The sequence below is a fragment of the Sphingopyxis sp. Root154 genome (genome assembly GCF_001427105.1).
In the GTDB taxonomy this organism is placed as follows: domain Bacteria; phylum Pseudomonadota; class Alphaproteobacteria; order Sphingomonadales; family Sphingomonadaceae; genus Sphingopyxis.
Genome location: NZ_LMGI01000002.1, coordinates 779013 through 803069, shown reverse-complemented (window position 1 = coordinate 803069; position 24057 = coordinate 779013). Strand labels below are relative to the sequence as shown.

Genomic DNA, 24057 nt, shown 5'->3' with positions numbered 1-24057 from the left:
AGCCGCGATCCGGGGCGCAGGGGGGATGGCGAAGTTTCGCCTCTTGCCAGTGGTGATTTAATTAGGTAATACACCTCGCAGTGGATTGATCCTTTCTTGCGGGGTCGAGGGGACAGGCGCGCTTGCGCCTGCCGCAGCATGATGCCGCGCAAGGCAGGGAGGGTTTTCGGCGTGAACTACGAGCGGAAAGTGGATGTGATGGACAGCCTGGCGGGCACGCAAAGCTTTTATGAAGACGCGGGCGACAGCCGGCGCAAGCGGACGTTTCTGATCGTCGCGCTGGTGCTGATCGCGCTCGCGCTGGCGGCCACCTATTACGCCTTCACGCAGAGCAAGGGCGCTGCCGCCGAAGGCGAAGGACAGGGCGGCGCGGCGATCCCGAACGTCACCGTGGTCATTCCCGGCCGCGTGTCGGTCGAAGCGGCGATTTCGGCCAACGGCACGATCGCGGCCCGCCGCGAAATGCCCGTCGGCGTCGCGGGCGAGGGCGGGCAGGTCGTGCGCGTCCTCGTCGAGCCGGGCCAGTGGGTCGGTGCGGGACAGACGCTCGCGGTCATTGATCGCTCGGTCCAGGCGCAACAAGCCGCGAGTCTCGCGGCGTCGATCCGCGTCGCGCGGGCCGATGCCGATCTGGCGCAGGCCGAACTCGAACGCGCGCAGGCGCTGGTCGGGCGCGGTTTCATCTCCAAGGCAGACATGGATCGCAAGCGCGCGACCCGCGACGCCGCCAACGCGCGGGTCCGCGTTGCGCAGGCGCAATATGCCGAAGCGACCGCGCGTAACGATCGGCTCAATATCGTCGCGCCCGCCGCGGGCCTCGTGCTGACTCGTCAGGTCGAGCCGGGCCAGATCGTCGGCGCCGGCAGCGGCATCCTGTTCCGGATGGCGCGCGGCGGCGAGATGGAAATGCTGGCCCAGATGGCCGAGGCCGATCTCGCCCGTGTCCAGGTCGGCACGCGCGCGACGGTGACGCCGGTCGGAAGCGCCGCCCAGATCGCCGGACAAGTCTGGCAGAAGTCGCCCATTATCGACATGGATACGCGTCAGGGCACCGTCCGCATCGCGGTTCCGTACAGCGAGGCGCTGCGTCCGGGCGGCTTTGCCGATGCGCGCCTGATCGCGGGCACGGCGGAAGCGCCGCTACTGCCCGAAAGCGCGGTGCAGAGCGGCCCCGAGGGCAATTTCGTGCTGGTGGTCGATGCCAAGAACGTGATCAAGCGCCAGCCGGTGAAGGTCGGTCAGGTAACCGACAACGGCGTGTCGATCGCGTCGGGCCTGACGGGCAACGAGCGGGTCGTCGCGCTGGCGGGCGCCTTCCTCAACCCCGGCGACAAGGTGAAGCCGGTGGTCCAGAAATCGTCGCAATAACCGGCCGAACGGCACAGGTAGAGATTTAGTGCACAAGGGCGTTTGATCATGAGCTTTCGCAACATTTCCGCCTGGTGCATCCGCAATCCGGTGCCGCCGATCGTGCTGTTCATCCTGTTGTTGCTGGCGGGCGTCGTCAGCTTCAACCGGATGGATGTCAACGACAATCCCGACGTCGAATTTCCGCTCGTCCAGGTCATCGTTGCGCAGCCCGGCGCCGCCCCGTCCGAACTGGAAACACAGGTCACGCAGCGCGTCGAGGCCGCGGTGCGCAGCGTCAGCGGCGTCGACGAGCTGTCCTCCTATGTCGGCGAAGGCAACAGCCGCACGATGGTGCAGTTCGCGATCGGCACGCCGATCGACCGCGCTTACAACGACGTCAACCAGGCGGTGCAGCAGATCCGCAGCGACCTTCCGGAAGGCATTCTAGAGCCGCAGGTCGTGCGCGTCGATGCCGCCGGCGGTCCGATCACCTATTTTGCGGTCGAGACGTCGGACATGACGCTCGAACAGCTCAGCTGGTTTGTCGACAATACGGTTGCCAAGGATTTGCTGTCGATCCCGGGCATGGCGAAGGTCAGCCGCTCGGGCGGTGTCAGCCGCGAGATTCGCGTCATCCTCGATCCTGCGCGCATGCAAAGCTATGGCCTCACCGCCAGCCAGTTGAACCAGCAGCTGCGCCAGACGAACGTCAACGCGGCGGGCGGCCGCACCGAAATCGCAGGCTCCGAACAGGCGGTGCGCGTGCTCGGCAATGCCGAAAACGCCTTCCAGCTCGGTGAAACGAACATCTCGATCGGCAATGGGCGGACGATCCGCCTCTCCGACGTGGCAAAGGTGACCGACGGTTACGCCGAACAGCGCAACCTTGCCAAGATCAACGGGCGGCAGGTGCTGAGCTTCTCGATCGAAAAGGCGAAGGGCTCGTCGGACGTCACCGTCCATGACGAGGCGATGAAGAAGCTCGCCGAGATCAAGAAGGCGAACCCGCAGGTCGAATTCAAAATCCTCTTCACCAAGACCGAATATGTGAAGGAGCAGTATCGCAGCTCGATGCTCGCGATGATCGAGGGCGCGATCCTCGCCGTCGTCGTCGTGTTCCTCTTCCTGCGCGACTGGCGCGCGACCTTGATCAGCGCGCTCGCGATCCCGCTCTCGGCCATCCCGACCTTCTGGTTCATGGACATGATGGGCTTTTCGCTGAACGGCCTGTCCTTGCTCGCGCTCAGCCTTGTGGCCGGCGTGCTCGTCGACGATGCGATCGTGGAGATCGAAAATATCGTCAGGCACATGCGCATGGGCAAGACGGCGTATCAGGCATCGATCGACGCCGCCGACGAAATCGGCCTTGCAGTGGTCGCAACGACGATGTCGATCGTCGCGGTCTTCCTGCCTGTCGCGCTGATGCCCGGCATTTCGGGACAGTTTTTCATCCAGTTCGGCATGACGGTTGTGTTCGCGGTGCTCGTCAGCCTTGCGGTCGCGCGCATGATTACGCCGATGATCGCCGCCTATTTCCTGTCGGCGCAGGGCGAGCAGGACCATGCCTCCGGCCCCTGGGTCGATCGCTACGAACGCCTCCTTGCGTGGACGCTCGACAACAGCAAGCATCATGCGATCCGCGCGCGTTACGAAGCGCATCCGACGAAGATCGCCTATCTGGCGGTGCCGCTGATCCTCGCCGGGCTGTCGGTGCTCTATGCGATTTACGCCTATTTCCAGCCTGTCCCAATCGGGCAGGATAAGCCCAATACCGCGATGTACTTCATGCTGAAGACGCCGGTTGAAGCGATCCTCACCTATATGGGTGTCGCCCTGCTGATCATCCTGCTCGGCGCGCTCGCGTGGCTGATCGGCATGCGCCAGCCGGTCTTTACCAATTGGGCGAAGTTCATGGTCCAGCGCGCCTGGGCGCGCGTGTTCGACCACCGTGTCTGGATCGTCGGGGTCGGCGCCGCGTCGCTCGCGATGAGCGTTATCCTGCTGATGGTACTGCCGCAGCAGTTCCAGCCGACGATCAACAGCGACTACAGCCAGATCCGCTATGAACTGCCGCCGGGTTCGACGCTCGCACAGAGCGAGAATATCTCGGACCAGATCACCGCGATCCTGTCGAAAGACAAGAATGTCGAAAACGCCTTTTATGAGGTGAATGTCAACGACGGCGGGGTCTATATCACGCTGAAGAAAACCCGTGAGATAAGCAGCGTCGAATGGGAGCGGAGTCTGCAGCCGCTCATGGCGGCGATCCCCGATGCGCGCGTGACCTTCCAGAGCCAGTCGGGCGGCTTTTCGGGCCGCGACATGACGATGGTCATCGGCGGCGACGATCCGGTCGCGCTCGAACAGCATGCGCGCCTGATCGTGTCGCAGATGGAAAAGCTGAAGGAAGTGCGGTCGCCGCGGATTGAGGGCGACATTCCGCGCCCCGAAATCATCGTGACCCCGCGGCTCGACCTCGCCGCCGAACTTGGCGTGACGACGTCGGCACTCAGCCAGACGATCCGTATCGCGACGCTGGGCGACATCGACCAGAATGCGGCCAAATTCTCGCTGTCGGATCGCCAGATCCCGATCCGCGTGCTCCTGTCCGAAGATTCGCGCCGCAGTCTTGCGACGATCGAGAATCTGCCGGTGCCGACCTCGCGCGGGACGACGGTGCCGCTGAAATCGATCGCCTCGATCGGCTTTGGCTCTGGGCCGACCGAACTCCGCCGTTACAACCAGACGCGACGTATCGTGATCGGGGCCGACCTCGCGCCGGGGCTGGTCACGGGCGACGCGCAGAAAAAGATCGACGCGCTGCCCGCGGTCAAGAATATGCCGCAGGGCATCCGCAAGGTCATCCAGGGCGACGCCAAGTGGCAGGCCGAACTGATCACCAACTTCATGATCGCGGTGGTCTCGGGCCTTCTTCTCGTCTTCTCGACGCTGGTGCTGCTCTATCGCCGCTTTCTGTCGCCGCTGGTCAATATGTCGTCGCTGCTGCTCGCGCCTCTCGGCGGGCTGCTCGGCCTCTGGATCACCGGCCTGGAGGTCTCGATGCCCGTCTATATCGGATTGCTGATGCTGCTCGGCATTGTCGCGAAAAACTCGATCCTGCTCGTCGATTTCGCGATCGAGGAGATGGACCATGGCGTCGAGAAGAACGCCGCGCTGCTCGATGCCGGGCGCAAGCGCGCGCAGCCGATCGTCATGACGACGGTCGCGATGGTTGCAGGCATGGTGCCGACAGCCCTGTCGCTGTCGGGCGACGGCGCCTGGCGCCAGCCGATGGGCGTCGTCGTGATCGGCGGTCTGATCCTGTCGACGCTGCTGACGCTGCTGATTGTCCCTGCGGGCTTCAGCCTGGCCGACAGTATGGAAAAGCGCCTCGGCCGCTTCTTCTCCGGCAACCTGCTCACCTACCGCAAGGGCGACGATACGAAGCCGCATGGGGCGCCCGCGCCCGAGCCGGCGGAGTAATGGGGGCGGGCCGGCGCGGTAAGCGACTGCGCCGGTTGCAACCTTTGCGGCATTTCGCCATTTGGTTCGTATGACCGACCGCACGCTTTCCCGGCCGATTGGCGTCGCCATCCCGGCAAGAGGATCGAACATCCGCGTCGTCGCGACGGGCCTGCTCATCGTCATGGCGTTCGTCTTTCTCGGCGCGAAATATTATCAGGATGTCCATCCCGCGATCGGTTTTGTGCGTGCCTTTGCCGAGGCGGCGATGGTCGGTGGGCTCGCCGACTGGTTCGCGGTCACCGCCCTGTTCCGCCACCCGATGGGCTTGCCGATCCCGCACACCGCGATCATCCCGCGCAACAAGAACCGTATTGGCGATACGCTCGCGCGCTTCCTGCTCACCAATTTCCTGCTGCCGCGCCTGATCGCGCGCAAGATGCAGACGGTCGACGTCGCGGGCGCGGTCGGCAAATTCCTGTCCGAACCGGGCGAGGGCGGCGGGCGGCTGCGGCTCGGCGCGTCGCGGATCATCGCCGACGGTTTGGGAGCGCTCGACCAGCAGCGCCTCGGGGGCATCGTCAAATCGGCGATCGCTGACCGCCTGCGCGAACTCGACGTTGCGCCGTTACTCGGGCAGGCGCTACAGGCCGCGCTTGCCGAGGGACGGCACCAACCCTTGCTCGACGCGATGGTCAAATGGGGATCGAAGACGCTCGAACTCAACGAGCATCTGATCCATCAGATGGTGCACGACAATTCGAACGCGATCGTGCGTTTCACCGGGCTCGACGAGAGTATTTCGAACCGCATCGTCGCGGGGCTGTCGAAGCTGCTCAGCGAGATGGCGGTCGACGAAACGCACCCGCTGCGCATCCGCGTCGAGGAAGGGCTCGCCAAGATGGCGCTCGACCTGCAGCACGACCCCGAAGTGAAAGCGAAAGTCGCCAAGGTTCGCGACGAATTGCTCGAAAACAAGGCGGTTAAGCGCTGGCTCGACGGCCTCTGGGAACAGGGGCGAACCGCGCTGCTCAAGGCCGCGCGCAACCCCGACACGATGCTCGCGGGACGAATCGGCGAACTCGTGACGCAATTCGGCGCGATGCTCGGCGAGGATGCGGCGATCAAGCGCACGCTCAACCGCTATGCCCGCCGTGCCGTCGTCGGCGTCGTCGACAGCTATGGCGAGACCGCGCTCAGGCTGGTGTCCGACACGATCCGCGGCTGGGATGCCAAGACGATCACCGACCGGCTGGAAAATGCCGTCGGCGACGATCTGCAATATATCCGCATCAACGGCACGCTGGTCGGCGGACTGGTTGGCGTGCTGATCCACACCGTCGATGTGCTGATTTAGCCGCTCGCGGCCAACCCCTCGCGAAAACTGGGATAGCGCGGGCTCCAGCCTAGCAGCCGCTTCGCCCTGCCATTGGCAACGCGGCGGTTCTCGGCATAGAAGGCGCGTGCAGCGGGTGACAGGCCCGCGTCATCGAGCGATTGTAGCGGCGGCAGCGGCGCGCCGAGCATCGCGCACCCCCATTCGACCAACTCATTCTGATGGCAGGGCTCATCGTCGGCGAGATTATAGACGCCCGCCGGTCCCCTGAACGACGCCATCACGCCGCCCGCGATGTCATCGACATGGACGCGGCTGAACACCTGTTCGGGCAGGTCGATGCGATGCGCGCGGCCCTCGGCGATACGACCCAGGATCGATCGGCCGGGGCCATAGATGCCGGGGAGGCGAAAGATGCGGACATCGCTGCGCAGGATGCTCCAAGCCGCGTCGGCGGTGTTGCGGTCGCGACGGCGGCCTTTGATGGCCGCACTTTCGTCGACCCACGCGCCGCCGGTATCGCCATAGACCCCGGTCGACGAAAGATAGCCGACCCAGCCCGCCGGGGCGAGCGCGAGCGCCTCGCCATAGCGCGCGAGTACCGGATCGGCCCCCTCGGCCGGCGGCACCGACGACAGGATGTGCGTCGCGCTGCGCAGCGCGCCAAGCACCGCTCCTTCATCGGCAAAGGCGATGCTCTCCCCGCGCCCGTCGCGTGACGTTCCCGTCACCTCCCAGCCGCGCGCGCGCAGCCGTTCCGCGAGGTGGCTCGCGGCATAGCCCAGTCCGAAAATTAGCATCTGTCCCATTGCGCCCTTATTGCGCGCCTGCGGCGCCGCGCCTAGATCGCTTATCATGACCGACGCCTCCTCAGCCCCCGCCATCCCCGTCACCATACATCGCAGCGACTATCGCGCGCCGGAATGGCAGGTCCCCGACATCACGCTCGATTTCGCACTCGGGATCGACGCGACGAAGGTCGGCGCGGCGCTGTCGGTCGTGCGGCAGGCCGATGCGCCGGTGCCGCTCACGCTGCGCGGTGACGGGCTGACCCCGGCGGCGGTGCGCGTCGACGGCGAGGTGTGGAACGACTGGCGGATGGACGGCAGCGATCTGATCGTCGATCTCGGCGAACGCACCGCGGCGACAGTCGAGGTCGACACGGTGATCGACCCCGCATCGAACACCCAGCTCTCTGGCCTCTATGCCTCGGGCGGGCTGCTCTGCACCCAGTGCGAGGCGGAAGGCTTCCGCCGCATCACCTTCCACCCCGACCGCCCTGACGTGCTCAGCCGTTACAAGGTCCGGATGCAGGGCGACAAGGCGGCGTTCCCGATCCTGCTGTCGAACGGCAATTGCGTCGATCAGGGCGAAGAGGGAGGCGATCATTGGGCGCAGTGGGAAGACCCGTGGCCGAAACCCTCCTATCTCTTCGCGCTCGTTGCTGGCGACCTTGTCGTTAACAAGGACAGCTTCACGACGATGTCGGGGCGCGAGGTCGAGCTTGGCATCTGGGTCCGCGACGGCGACGTGGAACGCACTGGCCATGCGATGCAGGCGCTGAAGGACAGCATGAAATGGGATGAGGAGGTCTATGGCCGCGAATATGACCTCGACCTGTTCAACATCGTCGCGGTCAGCGACTTCAACATGGGGGCGATGGAGAACAAGGGCCTCAACATCTTCAACACCCGCTACATCCTCGCCGATCCGGATACCGCGACCGACGTCGATTATGACGGGGTCGAGGGCGTCGTCGCGCACGAATATTTCCACAATTGGTCGGGCAACCGCGTCACCTGCCGCGACTGGTTCCAGCTCTCGTTGAAGGAAGGTTTCACCGTCTTTCGCGACCAGAGCTTTTCCGCCGACATGGGATCGCCGCCGGTCAAGCGCATCGAGGATGTCCGCCTGCTCCGCGCCGCGCAATTCCCCGAGGATGCGGGGCCGCTCGCGCACCCGATCCGTCCTGACAGTTTCCAGGAAATCTCGAACTTCTACACTGCGACCATTTATAACAAGGGCGCCGAAATCATCCGTATGATGGCGACGATGGTCGGCCCCGAACGTTTCCGCAAAGGTACCGACCTCTATTTCGACCGACACGACGGCGAGGCCGCAACGTGCGAGGATTTCGTCAAGGCGATCGAGGAAGGTGCGGGCATCGACCTTGCGCAATTCCGCCGCTGGTACGAACAGGCGGGAACGCCGCGGCTCAAGCTGTCGCTGGCCGAAGAGGGCGGTCACTGGTCGCTCGACATCGTGCAGACAGTGCCCCCGACGCCCGGCCAGCCCGAAAAGCAGCCGATGATGATGCCGCTCCGCCTCGCGGCCTTTGCGATGGACGGCAGCGGCGACGCGCTCGCCGACACGCTCGTCACCGTGACCGGCGCGACGCAGCGTATCGCGCTCGGCACCTTCGCGGCGCGCCCGGCGCTGTCGGTCAATCGCGGCTTTTCGGCGCCGATCATCGTCGATTTCGAGCGCGGCCCCGGCGAACTCGCGTGGCTCGCCGCGCACGACGACGATCCGTTCGCGCGCTACGAAGCGTTGCAGCAACTGATGCTCGATACGCTCGTTGCCGCGGTATCGGGCAAGACGGGCGATCATCAGGCGGTGATCGACGCGGTCGGCCAGACGCTCGCCGGCGCGGCAAGCGACCCTGCCTTCGTCGCCGAGGCGGTGCTGCTACCGAGCGAAGCCTTTATCGGCGACCAGATGGTCACGGTCGATCCCGATGCGATCCGCCGCGAGCGGCTTGCATTGCAGGCGGCGATTGGGACCGCGCTTGAAAATGAGTGGCGCGCGATCCTTGCGGGCAGCGCGCCGCCCGCGACCGATCTGTCGAGCAAGGCCAAGGGCGGCCGCCGCCTGCGCGGCGTCGCGCTCGCCTATCTCGCCGCGACGGGGATCGACGATGCCCCGGCGCTCGCGTTCCGCATCTTCTCCGACGCCGACGGCATGACCGAACGGCAGGCGGCGCTCGCGACGCTTGCGCATGGCGACAGCGACGAACGCGCCCATGCGCTCGACATCTTCTATCAACGCTATCGCGACAATCCGCTCGTGCTCGACAAATGGTTTCAGGTGCAGGCGTGGTCGCTGCGAGCCGACACCGTCGATGCGGTGAAGGCGCTGGCGCAGCACCCCGACTTCACGCTCGCGAACCCCAATCGCGTGCGCTCGCTTTATGGCGCGCTGACGGGCAACCAGGCGGCATTCCATCAGGCCGACGGTGCGGGGTACAAACTGATCGCCGACCTCGTCATCGCGCTCGACCCGAAGAACCCGCAGACGTCGGCGAAGATGATCCCGCCGCTCGGCCGTTGGAAACGGTTCGACGAGGGGCGGCAGGCGCTGATAAAGGCTGAGCTTGAACGCATCCTCGCGCAGCCCGGCCTGTCGCGCGACGTGACCGAACAGGCGTCGAAGAGTCTGCTGGGGTGAAGGCGGATTGGGGTGGGGAGCCGTCGATGCTTCCTTTCCCTTCGTCACCCCGGACTTGATCCGGGGTCCCGCTTGAGGTGGAAGCCTGCCAATGCCTTAAAAAGCGGGATCCCGGATCAAGTCCGGGATGACGAGAGTGTTGGAGTCGGCAACCGATCGAAAGCCGCCCTCACGGCCTTCGTCAGGCCGTCGAAAACAGCTTGGTCCCGGCGACGCCGATGACGATCAGCGCCATGAAGCCGATCTGGACCGCGTTCACCTTCTCGCCGAACCAGAATATGCCGCCGATGATTACCCCGATCGCGCCGAGGCCGGTCCAGATCGCATAGGCGGTCCCGGCCGAGATCCCGCGCATCGCGAACGCCAGCAGCGCCATGTTCAAAAAGCTGAGCGAGACGGGAACGGCCGATGCCTGCCAGGTCCCGAGCGTCGCAGCCCATTTCAGGCTAAGCGCCCAGATGATTTCGGTAACAACGGCGATCGCGAGGATGACCCACGCCATGGCATAGTCCTTTCGAGTCAGCGGGCTCGAAAGGAAAGGGCGCAGCCGGAAACCCGGAAGAGGCTGAGCAGATACAGGCGATGTGATGCGGCGCCCTCTAGGCGCAGCGGCACGAAATGGCAATGGGGAGGCGGATCTAGCCGCCCAGCCAGCCCGTAACCTCGACCGCGACCTTGTTCGCGGCGCGGGTCAGCGCCTCGCCGACGGGCTTGGCTTCCACCTTGCCGCCGATCGCCTCGCGCGCTTCGAAGCGGCGCTGCGTTACCGTCTTGCCGCCCGCCGACACCAGCATCGCCTGATAGACGACGACGACCTCGTTGGTCGCGGCGTCGACGCCGAATTCCATAAGCTGCCCCGCGAGCTGTTCGCCCGGCGCCGTCAGATACTGCCCCTCGTCGAGCACGACGCGCGACGTGCGCGCCGACACGGTTTCGGACACCAGGCGCTGGAACAGGCGCGAGGGTGCCTCGACCCATTGCGCGTCCTTGACATAGGTGACGCTCGATCCGTCCTGCTGCACCGGGATACGCGTCGTGCGCAGCTTTTGCGGCGCGGTCGGGATCAGGATCGTCAGCGTCGCGGCTTCGGCCGCGGTACGCGCACCGCCCGCGGTCGGCGCCGCGTCGGCGTCGAGCGAGAGGAGGAAGGGCGGGGTCTTGCCGCCAAGGCCGATGCAGCCCGACAGTGAGACAGCGGCAACAATGACGAGCAGCGGGGCGCGGAGGCAATGGAGGGAAATGGGCATGGGGGCTCTAATCCTCATTCTTTATAATCGGGCAGCTTGCTGCCGCCGATGACCGCGCCGGCGCCCTGCTGGTCGAGCTTGTCGGTCAGGCTGGACAGCGAGGCGGAGGTACGGCGCAGATCGCGGATCAGCGCATTGGCTTCGGGAATGGTCGTTTCGCTGAAGGTCTTGAGGCCCGGCCGCGCGTCGCTGATTGCGCCTTCCAGCGTCGCCATCGATGCGTTGGCGGATTTCAGCGTATCACGCAGGTTCGCCATTGCGGGGTCGACGTTGCGGTCGATCGTGCCCTGCGCCGACGCCGCGAGGTTGCCGACCTGTTCGGCGGCATTGCCCGCCTGCTGGATCGCGATGCGCGTATCGGCGAGCGCGCGTTCGATCGCCGGCCCGTTGCGCGCGAGCGTCGCTGTGGTCGTCTCGACATTGGCCAGTATCTTGGCAAAGCTTTCCTGATTCTTGTCGTCGGCAAGCTCGGCGAGGCGTTCGCTCAGCGTCGACAGGCGCTGGAGCAATTGCGGCGCAGTGTTGAGCAGTTCGCCAAGGCCGCCAACGCGCGTCGGGATGACGGGCTTGCCCGCGGGTCCCTTGTCGGCGATCGGCGGCGCGCCCTTGACCGCGCCATCGAGCGAGATTTGCGACACACCGGTAAAGCCGACGCCTTCGAGCGCGGCGGTCGTGCCTTGTAGCACGGGGACGCCCTCATTGACTTCGATCCGGACGCGGACGAATTGCGGATCCTCGGGCCACAGGGCGATTTCGCGCACCTGACCCGCGGGAACGCCGGAGAATTGCACCTGCGCGCCCTTGTTCAGCCCGTCGACCGATTGCTTGAAGAAGATGTCATATTCGCGCTTGTCGCCGCCGCTGTCGTTCGCCAGCCAGACGACGAAAAAGGCGAGCGCCGCAGTAAAGAAGAGGACAAAAGCGCCGACGAGGACGTTGTTTGAGCGTGTTTCCATCAGCTGTTCCTATCGCGGCTTCGCGGTTTGGTTCCCGCTTGCCGCAGCACGGCCGCGTGGCCCGTTGAAATAATCCTGTATCCACGGATGCTCGGTGGCAAGCAGTTCCGGGATTGTGCCCACCGCGATCACCTTCTTTTCCGCTAATACAGCAACCCGGTCGCAGGTCGCATAAAGCGAATCGAGATCGTGGGTGATCAGGAAGACGGTGAGGCCCATCGTGTCGGCCAGTTCGCGGATAAGCTCATCGAACTTCGCTGCGCCAATCGGGTCGAGCCCCGCGGTCGGCTCGTCGAGAAACAGCAGCGCCGGGTCGAGCGCCAGCGCGCGGGCGAGGCCGGCACGCTTGACCATCCCGCCCGACAGTTCGGCGGGATATTTCGGGCCGGCATCGGGGGGCAGGCCGACCATCGCAACTTTGTACGCGGCGATCTCGTCGAGCAGCCTCTGGTCGAGCCGCGGATAATATTCGCGCAAGGGGACCTGGATATTCTCGGCCACGCTCAGCGTCGAGAAGAGCGCGCCGCCCTGGAACATCACGCCCCAGCGCCGGCGCAGATCGCGCGATTCCTCTTCGTCGGCGATCGTATCTAGCGTCTTGCCATAAACCTCGATTTCGCCCGCGGTCGGCGTCTGCAGCCCGATGATCGAGCGCATCAGCACCGATTTTCCGGTGCCCGATCCGCCGACGACGCCCAATATCTCGCCCGAACGGACGTCGAGGTCGAGATCCTCGTGAACCACGGCATCGCCGAACTGGTTCTTGAGCCCGCGGATACAGATCGCCGTTTCGAACTTTTCGGGGCGCACCGCGTCGGCTGCGGCAAGCTCTTCCTTGATCTCCTGTTCGATCTCTTCGCTCATCAATTCCATCCCAGCGAAGAGAAAAAGACGGCGAACATCGCGTCGAGGACGATGACGAGGAAGATTGCGGCAACCACCGCCGATGTCGTGCGCTGCCCGACCTCCTCGGCATTCTGGCGCACTTGCATGCCTTCGTAACAGCCGGTGACGCCGATCAATATGCCGAACACCGGCGCCTTGATCAGCATGATGTAAAAATCGGTCATCGGGATGATTTCGCGCAGCCGCTGGATATAGGTCAGCGGCGGGATGTCGAGCCCGATCCAGACAAAGGCGCCGCCGCCCGCGATCGCGCACAGGCTGGCGTAAAAGCCGAGCAAGGGCATGGTGATCGTCGACGCGGCGACGCGCGGCAGCACGATCGCTTCCATCGGCGACACGCCGATCGTGCGCATCGCGTCGATTTCTTCGGTCAGCTTCATCGTGCCGATCTGTGCGGCGAACGCCGACCCCGAGCGGCCCGCAACCATGATCGCGGTCATCAGCAGGCCAAGCTCGCGGATCGAGGCGCGGCCGACGAGGTTGATCGTGAACACCTCGAGCCCGAATTGTTCGAGCTGCACCGCGCCTTGCTGTGCGATGACGATCCCGATCAGGAAGCTCATCAGGCCGATGATCGGCAGGGCGTCGACGCCGACGGTCTGGAAGCGCGTGACGACAGCATTCCACCGGAGGCGGCGGCGCGCGCGAATCTGGGTGCCCAGCGCTACAATCATCGCACCGAAGAAACCCACGATGCCCAGCAGTTCGTGCCAGATCGCGACGCTGGCGGTGCCGACCTGTTCAAGCATGCGCGCCCACGCCGGGCGGCGGTCGCGGTGGACGCGATATTCGCTCTTGTCGCTGGCGAGCGCGTCGAGCAGGCGCTGCGCCTCTTCGCTCGCGCCGACGACCTTCGCGCCATGTTCATTGACGGTCCGCGTCACAATCCAGGCGCCGACGGTGTCGATGCGTTCGAGCGCCGAGAGATCAAGCGTAGCGATCGGGCCGAGTGCGTCGAGCCGCGCAGGAACGTCACCCAGACGCGCGAGCGTCAGACGGCCAGTGAAGCGAACTTCGGCACCATCGGCACAGTCGCTATGTTCGAAATCCGCCCTGGCAACCATCGTGCGGGGACATTGTCTTATTTGCCCCGTGACGGCAAGTGAATCCATGGTTTGGCTTGCCGGGCCTTGGCCGCCATGCCGGGCCACACTATGGGTGAGTAATGGAAGACCCGCTCGCCACGCCGATCCCCAACTATACGCACCGCGTCGCGATGTACGACATGGATCGCACGATAACGCGTTCAGGGACTTACAGCGGTTTCCTCATGCATGTTGCGCAGCGGCGTCAGCAATGGCGGCTGCTGCTGCTGCCGCTCGTCGGGCTTGCCGGCGCGGCCTATTCGCTGCGCCTGATCGACCGCTCGCGGCTGAAGGCGATCAACCTCAGGCTGCTCGTCGGCAAGCGCTTTCGCCGCACCGAAATCGCGCCGCTCGCCGAAAGTTATGCCGACAAGGTCGTGGCGCGCGGGCTGCACTCAGCCGCTCTCGACCAGATCGCCGCCGACCGCGAGGCGGGGTATCGGCTGCTGCTCGCGACCGCATCGTTCCACCTTTATGTCGATGCGATCGCGCGGCGGCTGGGGATCGACGATGTGCTCGCGACGCAGCTCGACGAGCCCGACGGCGCCGACCATATCCACGCGCGGCTCGCGGGCGACAATTGCTATGGCGAGGCGAAGTTCGCGCGGATCGACGGCTGGATGGCCGCCAACGACATCACCCGCGACCGGGCGCATATCCGCGCCTATTCGGACCATGTCTCCGACCACCCGATGCTGCATTTTGCCGACGAGGCGGTCGCGACGACGCCGTCGCGCAAGCTGAAATCGCTCGCTCCGCAAATGGGCTGGCAGGTCGTCGACTGGCGCGCGCGGCGCGGTCGTTAAACCGCGTCGAGCGCCTGCGCGAAATCGGCGATCAGATCGTCGGGGTCCTCGATGCCGATCGATACGCGCACCAGATTGTCGGTGATGCCGAGCGCCTTCTTGCGCTCGATGGGCACCGAGAGATGCGTCATCGCCGCGGGATGGCTCGCGAGCGTTTCGGTGCCGCCAAGGCTGACCGCAAGCTTGGCGATCTTCAGCGCATCGAGGAAACGGAAGCTTTCTTCTTCGCCGCCCTTGATGAACAGCGAGAAGGTCGATCCGGCGCCGGTGCAATGGCGGTCGAAGATGTCCTTCTGGCGTGCGTCCTGAATGAAGCCGAGATAGCCGAGGCCCTCCACCTTCGGATGATCGCGAAGGAAGGTGCAGACCTTCAGCGCATTCTCGCCCGCGCGGTTCATGCGCAGTTCGAGCGTTTCGAGGCTGCGCAGGAGCATCCACGCGGTGTTGGGGTCGCAGATCGTGCCTATGGTGTTGCGCATCGGGCGGATGATATTGAGCAGCCGCTGGTCGCCCGAGACGCCGCCCGCGACGAGGTCCGAATGGCCGCCGGCATATTTGGTGAGGCTATAGACGACGAGTTCGGCGCCCTGGCGGATCGGTTTCTGCCACAGCGGGCCGAGGAACGTGTTATCGATCGCGATCGGCGGCTGCTGTTCGCCGGGGAAGGCGGCATCGCGTGCACCGCGCACCGCTTCGACATCGACCAGCGCGTTGGTCGGGTTCGCCGGGCTTTCGAGATAGACGAGCGCGACCTTGCCGCCCTTCTCATTGGCGAGAGTCTGCGCGCGCGCCAGAATGTCGTCGATCTCCGCGCGCGTCGCGCCCGCGGGGAAGTCGAGGAAGCTGACGCCGAAGCGCGACAGGATGCGCGCGATCAGCGTTTCGGTCGCGGCGTAAAGCGGGCCCGAGTGGACGATCACGTCATTCTGCCCGACGAGCGCGAGGAGCAGGGTCGCGATCGCCGACATGCCGCTTGAAAAGACGAGGCTGTCGTCGGCGCCGTCCCACACCGCGAGGCGGTCCTCGAGGATTTCCTGGTTCGGGCCGTTGAAGCGCGAATAGACGAGGCCGTCGGCGGGTCCTTCGCGCTTGCCGGTGATATGTTCGAAGAAACGCTTGCCCGCCGCCGCACTTTCGAAGGCGAAGGTCGAGGTCAGGAAGATCGGCGGCTTCAGCGAGCCTTCGGAGAGCACGGGGTCATAGCCGAGTCCCATCATCAGCGTGGCGGGGCTGAGGTCGCGATCGCCGATTTTCTTGGTGCTGTTCTTGGGTTTGCTGCGCATGGCCATGGGGATGCTCCTTGAGGTGTTGGGGCCCTGTATAGCACGCAGGTTTCGTTTGAAACTATATTGCGCGCGTCGGCCAGCTCGGCACTGGCTACGTCGTTATCGCCGCGATGGCCCAGATTACCCCGATCAGCAGCGGAACGCCGATAATGTCGAGCGCGAACCCCGCCTTCAATATGCGCGGCAGCGCGATATGGCCCGTCGCCCAGGCGAGCGCGTTCGGGCCGGTTCCCGACGGCAGCATGAAACCCCAGCTCGCCGCCATCGCAACGGGAAGCGCCAGCAGAATCGGGTCGACGCCGGTCGCCGCGATCAGCGCCGCGAGCACGGGCATGATCCCGCTCGCGGTCGCGACGTTGCTCGCGAATTCGGTGATCAGGATGGTGAGCGCGACGATAGTCGCGGCGAGAACGATCGTCGGCACGCTGCCGAGCGGTGCCAGCACGGCGCCGAGCCAGGCGGCGAGTCCGCTTGCGGTGATCGCGGCGGCGAGCGCGAGGCCGCCGCCGAACATCATGATGACGCCCCATGGCGCGCGGTCGGCTTCCTTCCAAAGCAGCAAGGGCCGGCCGGTGCCGTCGGGCAGAATGAAGAGCAACAGGCTGCCCGCGACGGCGATCGTGCCGTCGGTCAGTGCGCCCTTGGGCAGCATCGGTTCGAGCCAGGGCTGCGCGATCCATGCGACGAGTACGACAAGGAAAATCGGGACGACGCGGCGCTCGGCGGTCGACCATATCGCCTGATTGCCGAGCGCCGCTGCCGCCGCGGTGCCGTCGAACGGATGATCGGCAAGCCGCTGCACGCGCGCGAGAATCCACATGGCTATCGGGACCGAGAGCAGCACGATCGGCACGCCGTAGATCGCCCAGTCGAGGAACGAGATACGCAGGCCGAGCGCCTTTTCAATAAGCCCCGCGGCAATCGCGTTGGTCGGGCTGCCGACGAGCGTGCCCAGCCCGCCGAGCGAGGCGGCGAAGGCGATACCCATCATCACCGCGCCTGCGAAACCGGCGGTCTCACCCTCTTGCACGCCGCCCGCGCGCACAACCGCGAGCGCAATCGGGATCATGATCAGCGCGGTCGAGGTGTTCGAAATGAACATGCTGAGCAGCGCGGTCGCCGTCATGAAGGCAAAGAGCAGGCCGGTCGCGGTGGGTGCGGCGCGCTTGAGGAGCGCGAGCGCAAGGCGGCGGTGCAGTCCGACGCGCTCGATTGCGAGCGCCAGAAAGGCGCCGCCGAGGATAAGGAACAGGATCGGCGAATAATATTCCTTCGCGATCGCATTCGCATCCATCACGCCGAAGGCGGGCACGGTGAGGAAGGGCATGAGTGCGGTGACGGTGAGCGGCAGCGCTTCGGTCATCCACCAGATCGCCATCAACACGGTCAGCGCGGCGACGCGCCACGCGGTCACCTCCATTCCCGCCGGTTCCGGCAACAGGAGCATGGTGCAAAAGACGATGAGCCCGCCGATCAGCCCAAACCAGCGAGTGCGCGTCATCGGCCCCTTATCCTCCCGCCAGTCCGATCACCGACAATTGCCTGCCATAGGTGTTTTCCCCTTTATGGCACGCGCGGCGATAGCTGAAATAATCTTGCGGCAAGGCATAGGTGTCCTGTCCGCCGATGGCAATTCGCGTCACGCCCGCCGCAGCGAGCCGCGCTGCGACATAGGCGGCAATATCGAACATCGCATGGCCGGGCTTGCGTGCGGCGAAAAAGCGCTCGTTCGCGGGATCGTCGGCGACAAAGCGCTGCACGAAATTTTCATCGACCTCATAGGAGGCGCGCGCGATGCACGGGCCGATCGCGACGGCGATTTTGGCGCGGTTGGCGCCGAGGCTTTCCATCGCGTCCAGCGTCGCGTCGGTGACCCCGGCGATCGCGCCCTTCCAGCCCGCATGCGCCGCGCCGACGACCCCGGCCTCGCGGTCGGCGAACAGCACGGGGACGCAGTCGGCGGTCAATATACCGAGCAATATGTCGGGCGTGCGCGTCGCGAGTGCATCGGCCTCGGGCCGCGCGGCGAGGTCGGTTTCGCCATCGACGATCACGCAGCGATTGCCATGCACCTGATAGAGTCCGGTAAGCATGGCGCCGGGAAGGGTCGCTGCCGCCACGCGCCGTCGGTTCTCGGCGATTAGCGCCGGATCGTCGCCCGAACCGAGGCCGCAGTTGAGCGAGGCGAGTTCGCCCGTCGATACCCCACCGCAGCGGCCGAAGAAGCCGTGCGCGACGCCGTCCAGCGGCGCGGCGGTGACGAAAGGCGCCGTCACAGGTCGAGCCTGAAAAAGCGATCCTCGTCGATATGGTTGCCGACGCGAAACGCGTTGCGGCCGACGTCGTAAAAACCGTAGCGGCGGTAAAAGGCTTGCGCACGGTCATTCTCGGTGAAGACGGTGAGGTAGAGGATCGACGCGCGTTCGCGCGCCCAGGCGATGCCCCATTCCATCAGTGCGACGGCGACGCCCGTCCCCTTCGCGGCTTCGGCGACATAGAGCTGGTGCAGCTCGACGGCGTCACCCGTCGGTTGATCTTCGGGCAGCTCGAAATCGACCGGGCCCATCTTGATATAGCCGAGGATCGCCCCCGCTTCGCTGCGGACCAGCGCGATGTCATGGTCATCGCTCGCGATCTGCGCGCGAACGCGGTCCGGCGGATTCCACTCGGCGAGGAAGGTCGCGAGGTCGGCGGGGTCATAGATGGTGCCGAAAGTGTGCGTGAACGATCCATTGGCGAAGGCGGCGATCGCCTCCGCATCTCCGGCCTTTGCCAATTGGATGGCGGTCATACGGCGTCTCCTGTGAATCCTGCTGGCGCGGACCAGCCCGGTGCGGTGAAGGCCATCACCTTGAACAAATCGCCCATCGCCTGCGCGTCGACGAGGCGGTCGCGCTGGCCCTTCAATTCATCGGCGCGGGTCGGTGCGGCGGCGGCGAGCGATTGCAACCGCGCGTCGATGCCGAGCCGTCGCAGCCAGTCACCCTGCGTTGCGAGCGGGCTGACGAACACGCCCGCGCCATGAGCAGCTTCGGCGAGCGCGGCGAAATCGACATGCGCGGTCAGGTCGACTTCGCCCGGATCGGCGAAGGGATCGACGAACCGGTGCGCTTTGACCGCCTGCAACGTGTCGCCCGCAGCGGGTCCGGCATAGCCATAATCGATGACGAGCATCGCGCCGCCCTGCCGCGCGAGGCGAAAGGCGCAGCGCTGCATGATCGCCGCCGAGACCGGCGCGGTTTCGACAATCGTGCCTTCGGGATGACCGCGCAGCGACGCGGGTACGGCGTCGTCGGCCGGAATCTCGCCTGCGACCGGCGCCAGCAGGCCGTCACGGCGTTCGACCATGCGCTCGCGCCAGCCATCGGCGACGCGGACATATTGATGGATCGGCAGCGCGTCGAAAAATTCGTTCGCGACGACGATCAGCGGCGCGTCATCGGGCAGGGCGTCGACTTCGTCACGATGCTCGGCCGCGGGCAGGCGCGTATGCTGCGCCGCACGCAGCGTCGGGCTCGTCTCGACCAGATCGATGCCGGCCGGCGTGCATCCAAAACGCGCCATGGTGCGCAGCGCGTCGACGGCGAGAGTCCCGCGGCCAGGACCTAGCTCGACATAGCGAAACGCCGGGCTGCCCGCACGCGACCAGAGGTCGGCGATCCAGACGCCGATCATCTCGCCGAACATCTGGCTGATTTCGGGCGCGGTCGTGAAATCGCCCGCAGCGCCGAGCGGATCGCGCGTCGCATAATAATGGCCGTTCGCCGCAGCCATGAAATCGGCGACGGTCATCGCCCGCGCCGCCGCGATTTCGCTTATCAGCTGCTCGGGACTCGGAGGCCCGTCACGCAACGCTGTCGAGTCCGGCCACCGGCTCGATCCGCTTGCGGCGGCCCTTCGCGGTGGCGACGAGCCAGAAACCGATCAGCAGCATCGGCACGGTTAGCGTCTGGCCCATCGTGAGGCCCCACGACAGGGTGCCGAGCTGGACATCGGGTTCGCGCACGAACTCGACCGCAAAGCGGCTGAGACCATAGATGATCGCCGCCATGCCGAACAGAAAGCCGGGCTTGTAACGCGCATCGGTGCGCCAGAAGAAGAAGGCGAGGATCGCCATCATCACGATCCCTTCGAGGCCCGCTTCGTAAAGCTGGCTCGGGTGGCGCGGGTCCATCGTGCCGCTGCCCGGAAAGATGATCGCCCAGGGAACGGTCGTCGCGCGGCCCCACAGCTCGCCGTTCACGAAATTGGCAAGGCGGCCGAAGAAGAGCCCGAAGGGCACGACGCACGCGACATAGTCGCAGAAGCGCAGGAAACTGAGCTTTTCCTTCTTCGTCACATACCAGATCGCGATCAGCACGCCGATTACTCCGCCGTGCAGCGACATGCCGCCGTCCCACAATTTGAAGATTTCGAGCGGCTTTTCGAGATAATTGCCGAGGTTGTAAAAGAGCACATAGCCGAGCCGGCCGCCGAGGATGATCCCGAGCATCGCATAGAAGATCATGTCGTCGGCGTGCCGCCGCGCCATCGGGGCACCGGGCTGCGCGATCAGCTTCAAGAGATACCAGTAACCGACGAATATGCCGGCGAGATAGGCGAGCGCATACCACCGGATCGGCAGGCCGAAGACGCTGAACGCGATCTCCGAGTTTTCACCCATCAGATCGTGGAAGTTCACATATTGCGTTGCTTCGGCTAAGGTTGCAAAAAGAAACATATCGTCGCGCTGTCCTTCCCCAGGAGAGGCCTCCCCATAAGGGGTTAGGCGAGCGAGACCAAGAGGAGAGATAGAAGATGCCATCTGCGCTCGATTTGCGCCTGGAAGCCGCCTATAATCTGATCACCGGTCCGGGCGGACCGATCCAGCTCGGGACCGTCGAACGCTTCGGCCACCAGCTTCCCTTCATCTCCAACGCGCCGACCAACCTTGCCGACTATGTTGCGTTTTTTGCTGCGCAGCATGGCGATGCGACCTTCCTCGTCGAAGGCGATGAGCGGATGTCGTTCAAGCAGGTCTATGTGGCGGCGCGGCAAGTGGCGGCGGGGCTGGTCGAAGGCCATGGCGTCCAGCGCGGCGACCGCGTCGGGCTCGCGATGCGCAACGCCAATGCATGGTGCGTTTCCTATATCGGCATTTTGATGGCGGGCGGCTGTGCGACCTTGCTCAACGGCTGGTGGCAGGGCGGCGAACTCGCGGCCGGCATTCTCGACAGCGAGGCCAAACTAGTTATCGCCGACGTCCAGCGCGCGGCGCGGCTCGAAGAAGTCGAGCATGGTGCAAAGGTGATCACGCTCGACCTGACCCAGCCGATCGATCTGGCGATCGCGCCGATCACCGGCGCGGGCGGCAGCGCGGCGACCGTGCTTCCGACGCTGACCGGACAGGATCTCGCGACGATCCTCTTCACCTCAGGTTCGACGGGGCAGTCGAAGGGCGCCTATTCGCGCCACGAAGCGGTGGTGCAGGCGATCTTCAACTATGTCACGCAGACCGCGAGCATCGTGCATCTGCTGACCGAAGACGGCCAGATGTCGGACATCCAGCCCGCGACCTTGATCTGCACGCCCTTGTTCCACGTCACCGCCGAAATCCCGGTCTTCCTGCAAAGCTTCGCATTGGGCCGCAAGCTGGTGCTGATGCCCAAGTGGAACGCCGACGAGGCGATGCGGCTGATCCAGGACGAGAAATGCAATTATTTCGTCGGCGTCCCGCTGATGAGCTACGAGATTCTCGTCAGCCCGAACCGCAAGAACTACGACCTGTCGACGTGCAAAAGCTACGCCGGCGGCGGCGCGCCGCGTCCGCCCGAACATGTCCGGCGCCTCGCGTCGGAGATGGGCGAGGCGAAACCGTTGCTCGGCTACGGCCTCACCGAAACCAACGCGGTCGGCTGCGGCATCATCAACGAAAATTACGTCGCCAAGCCGATGTCGACCGGCCCCGCGTCGAAGCCGCTCGTCGATCTCGCAATCCTCGACGACAATGGCGAGCCGGTCGCAGAGGGCGGTGTCGGCGAGGTCTGCATCCGCTCGGTGTGCAATTTCGAAGGCTATTGGAACAATGAGGCGGCGACCAAGGCCGCCTTCTTCGAAAATGGCTATTTCCGTTCGGGCGACCTCGGCTATCTCGACGAGGACGGCTATCTGTTCATCGTCGACCGCAAGAAGGACATCATCATCCGCGGCGGCGAGAATATCAGCTGTCAGGAGGTCGAGGCGGCAATCTACGAACATGCCGAAGTCAATGAATGCGCAGTCTTCGGCCTGCCTGACGAGCGGCTGGGCGAGTGCGTCGGCGCGGTCGTCTGGATGAAGCCCGGCAGCAGCGTGACCGCCGACGACCTGGTCGCCTTCCTCGGCGGGCGGCTCGCGCCGTACAAGGTGCCGTGCCAGATCTGGATGTCGAACGATGCATTGCCCAAGCTCGGCAGCGAAAAGATCGACAAGGTCAGCTTGCGGAGCCACTATCGCGAGGAATATGCAGCGAAGGCCGTCGCGTAACCGGACGGGGTAATGGAGCGAACCGGGATCATGGCCGAGGCTGAAACTCCCGTCGCTCCCCCCCAGCCGGCACCGGTGCGCGTCTATCGCCACCGGCTGCCGGCGCGCATCTGGCATTGGGTGAATGCCGTCACCCTGCTCATTCTGTTGATGAGCGGGCTGATGATCTTCAACGCGCATCCGCGGCTCTATTGGGGCGAATATGGCGCGAATTTCGACCGCGCCTGGCTGGTGATTGGCTCGACGCCCGACAGCGGCTATTTGCGCGTCGGCGACTGGCGGATCAACACGACGGGCGTGCTCGGCCGCTGGACCGATGCGCAAGGCGCGGAAAAAACCTGGGCCTTTCCGGGCTGGGCGACGATCCCGACGAGCTACAGTCTCGCCGACGGGCGGCGCTGGCATCTGCTGTTCGCGTGGCTGCTGTCGACCGGGCTGACGCTCTACATGCTTTGGACGCTGATCGGCGGACATTTGCGCAAGGATCTGCACATACGCCGCGCCGAATGGTCGCCGCGCCATATCTGGCACGATGTGAAGGCGCATGCGCGGCTGCGTTTTCCACGCGGTGAGGCGGCGGCGCGTTACGGTATTCTGCAAAAGCTCAGTTACATCGGCGTGATCTTCGTGGCGTTGCCGCTGATGATCGCGACCGGCCTTACGATGTCGCCCGGCATGAACGCGGCGTGGCCGTGGCTGCTCGACGTCTTTGGCGGGCGCCAGTCGGCGCGCTCGATCCATTTCATCACCGCCTGGGCGCTCGTCGCCTTCTTCCTCGTGCATATCGCGATGGTGCTGCTGGCGGGGCCGATCAATGAAGTGCGCTCGATGGTCACCGGCTGGTTTCGCCTGCCGCCCGAGCGGGAGGAGGGCGCATGAGCGAGGTCATGCTGCCACGGCGCCAGCTCATCGCGCGCGCCGGTGGCCTCGTCGCCGCAGCAGGGGCGCTGCCTTTGCTCGCCGGATGCGATGCAATTAACGACGCGCCCGCGGTGCGCAAGATTTTGTCGATGGGCGAGGAAATGAACCTTGCCAGCCAGCGGGCGCTGATCGACCGCAATGCGCTCGCGCGCGAGTTCAGCCGCGCCGACCTTTCGCCCTATTTCCGCCCCAACGGCACGCGCCTGCCCGCGGGGGCCGCCTATGCCGCGCATGCGGCGAGCGGCTTTGCCGACTGGCGCGTCAAGGTGACCGGGCTCGTCGCGCGGCCGCTGTCGCTGTCGCTGGCCGACATTCGTGCGATGCCGCAGCGCACGCAGATCACGCGCCACGACTGCGTCGAGGGGTGGAGCGCGATCGGACAATGGACCGGCCCGCAACTGAGCGATATTCTCGCCGCTGCCGGCGTGAAGGACCGCGCGCGCTATATCGTGTTCCGCTGCGCCGACCGGCTCGGCGATGCGCTCTATTATGAAAGCTGCGATATGGTCGACGCACTGCATCCGCAGACGATCATGGCGTGGGCACTCAACGACAAGATATTGCCGATCGCGAACGGCGCACCGCTGCGCCTGCGCATTGAGCGCCAGCTCGGCTACAAGCACGCCAAATATGTGAATGCGATCGAGGCGGTCGCCAGCCTCGATCAAATCGGCGCGGGCAAGGGCGGCTATTGGGAAGACCGGATCGATTATGAATGGTATGCCGGGATCTGACGGCAACCATTTGACGC

General features: G+C 65.1%; 20 protein-coding genes. 8 read left to right on the top strand and 12 right to left on the bottom strand.

Translation table 11 applies throughout. The features are described 5' to 3' along the window. Positions 1–171: 171 nt before the first annotated feature. The 3 genes from ASD73_RS09615 (at position 172) to ASD73_RS09605 (ending at position 6169) form a co-directional block, all read left to right on the top strand. Positions 172–1368, top strand: coding sequence for an efflux RND transporter periplasmic adaptor subunit (locus ASD73_RS09615; RefSeq protein WP_056371819.1), 1197 nt, complete (start codon positions 172–174; stop codon positions 1366–1368). Positions 1369–1416: 48 nt separating this feature from the next. Further along, positions 1417–4833 (top strand): efflux RND transporter permease subunit, encoded by a 3417-nt coding sequence (locus tag ASD73_RS09610; RefSeq protein WP_056371817.1) that lies wholly within the window; start codon positions 1417–1419, stop codon positions 4831–4833. Between the two features lie 70 nt (positions 4834–4903). Further along, positions 4904–6169, top strand: coding sequence for a DUF445 domain-containing protein (locus ASD73_RS09605; RefSeq protein WP_056371815.1), 1266 nt, complete (start codon positions 4904–4906; stop codon positions 6167–6169). Here the strand turns inward: ASD73_RS09605 and ASD73_RS09600 are convergent. Next, positions 6166–6957 carry an SDR family oxidoreductase gene (locus tag ASD73_RS09600; protein ID WP_056373440.1) on the bottom strand — a complete coding sequence of 264 codons (792 nt, stop codon included), beginning with the start codon at positions 6955–6957 and terminating at the stop codon, positions 6166–6168. The genes ASD73_RS09605 and ASD73_RS09600 overlap by 4 nt on opposite strands. Positions 6958–7003: 46 nt before the next feature. On the opposite strand from ASD73_RS09600, the gene pepN reads away from it, so the two are divergent. Next, positions 7004–9595, top strand: coding sequence for an aminopeptidase N (pepN, locus tag ASD73_RS09595; protein WP_056371813.1), 2592 nt, complete (start codon positions 7004–7006; stop codon positions 9593–9595). A gap of 181 nt (positions 9596–9776) precedes the next feature. On the opposite strand, the gene ASD73_RS09590 is transcribed toward pepN, so the two are convergent. From ASD73_RS09590 to ASD73_RS09570, 5 genes are all read right to left on the bottom strand, one after another. Next, positions 9777–10097, bottom strand: a complete 321-nt coding sequence (locus ASD73_RS09590; RefSeq protein ID WP_056371811.1) for a DMT family transporter — start codon at positions 10095–10097, stop codon at positions 9777–9779. Positions 10098–10233: 136 nt separating this feature from the next. After that, the gene (locus tag ASD73_RS09585) at positions 10234–10842 is read right to left on the bottom strand and encodes an ABC-type transport auxiliary lipoprotein family protein (RefSeq protein ID WP_056371810.1); all 609 of its coding nucleotides are present in this window, start codon (positions 10840–10842) and stop codon (positions 10234–10236) included. A 14-nt stretch (positions 10843–10856) separates the two neighbouring features. Then, positions 10857–11798: an MlaD family protein gene (locus ASD73_RS09580; protein WP_056371809.1), complete on the bottom strand. Its 942-nt coding sequence runs from the start codon at positions 11796–11798 to the stop codon at positions 10857–10859. Between the two features lie 9 nt (positions 11799–11807). Beyond that, positions 11808–12662, bottom strand: a complete 855-nt coding sequence (locus tag ASD73_RS09575) for an ABC transporter ATP-binding protein (protein ID WP_235534280.1) — start codon at positions 12660–12662, stop codon at positions 11808–11810. Continuing rightward, entirely contained in the window at positions 12662–13768 is a 1107-nt protein-coding gene (locus tag ASD73_RS09570; protein WP_056371808.1) for an ABC transporter permease, read from the bottom strand. The genes ASD73_RS09575 and ASD73_RS09570 overlap by 1 nt, the downstream gene beginning before the upstream one ends. Before the next feature lie 101 nt (positions 13769–13869). Here ASD73_RS09570 and ASD73_RS09565 point away from each other — a divergent pair, with 101 nt between their 5' ends. Beyond that, positions 13870–14595: an HAD family hydrolase gene (locus ASD73_RS09565; RefSeq protein WP_200934921.1), complete on the top strand. Its 726-nt coding sequence runs from the start codon at positions 13870–13872 to the stop codon at positions 14593–14595. On the opposite strand, the gene ASD73_RS09560 is transcribed toward ASD73_RS09565, so the two are convergent. The 6 genes from ASD73_RS09560 to lgt form a co-directional block, all read right to left on the bottom strand. Continuing rightward, positions 14592–15884, bottom strand: coding sequence for a cystathionine gamma-synthase family protein (locus ASD73_RS09560; protein ID WP_056371807.1), 1293 nt, complete (start codon positions 15882–15884; stop codon positions 14592–14594). The genes ASD73_RS09565 and ASD73_RS09560 overlap by 4 nt on opposite strands. A gap of 88 nt (positions 15885–15972) precedes the next feature. Beyond that, a complete protein-coding gene (locus ASD73_RS09555) occupies positions 15973–17382 on the bottom strand; it encodes an SLC13 family permease (RefSeq protein WP_056371806.1) in 1410 nt (469 codons plus the stop codon). 7 nt (positions 17383–17389) lie between these two features. Continuing rightward, on the bottom strand, positions 17390–18157 hold the full coding sequence (gene pgeF, locus ASD73_RS09550) for a peptidoglycan editing factor PgeF (protein WP_056371804.1): 768 nt from the start codon (positions 18155–18157) through the stop codon (positions 17390–17392). Next, complete coding sequence (locus ASD73_RS09545) at positions 18154–18672, bottom strand: GNAT family N-acetyltransferase (protein WP_056371802.1); 519 nt, start codon at positions 18670–18672, stop codon at positions 18154–18156. Before ASD73_RS09545 ends, pgeF begins: the two co-directional genes overlap by 4 nt. Beyond that, positions 18669–19673, bottom strand: coding sequence for a class I SAM-dependent methyltransferase (locus ASD73_RS09540; RefSeq protein ID WP_235534279.1), 1005 nt, complete (start codon positions 19671–19673; stop codon positions 18669–18671). The genes ASD73_RS09545 and ASD73_RS09540 overlap by 4 nt, the downstream gene beginning before the upstream one ends. Positions 19674–19725: 52 nt before the next feature. Then, positions 19726–20601: a prolipoprotein diacylglyceryl transferase gene (lgt, locus tag ASD73_RS09535; RefSeq protein WP_056371797.1), complete on the bottom strand. Its 876-nt coding sequence runs from the start codon at positions 20599–20601 to the stop codon at positions 19726–19728. 77 nt (positions 20602–20678) lie between these two features. Here lgt and ASD73_RS09530 point away from each other — a divergent pair, with 77 nt between their 5' ends. From ASD73_RS09530 to ASD73_RS09520, 3 genes are read left to right on the top strand one after another with little or no spacing between them, the layout of a single operon-like run. Next, on the top strand, positions 20679–22385 hold the full coding sequence (locus tag ASD73_RS09530) for a class I adenylate-forming enzyme family protein (RefSeq protein ID WP_056371795.1): 1707 nt from the start codon (positions 20679–20681) through the stop codon (positions 22383–22385). A 30-nt stretch (positions 22386–22415) separates the two neighbouring features. Beyond that, positions 22416–23264, top strand: coding sequence for a cytochrome b/b6 domain-containing protein (locus tag ASD73_RS09525; protein ID WP_056373434.1), 849 nt, complete (start codon positions 22416–22418; stop codon positions 23262–23264). Next, positions 23261–24040 carry a molybdopterin-dependent oxidoreductase gene (locus tag ASD73_RS09520; RefSeq protein WP_056371793.1) on the top strand — a complete coding sequence of 260 codons (780 nt, stop codon included), beginning with the start codon at positions 23261–23263 and terminating at the stop codon, positions 24038–24040. Before ASD73_RS09525 ends, ASD73_RS09520 begins: the two co-directional genes overlap by 4 nt. The last annotated feature ends 17 nt before the right edge of the window (positions 24041–24057 follow it).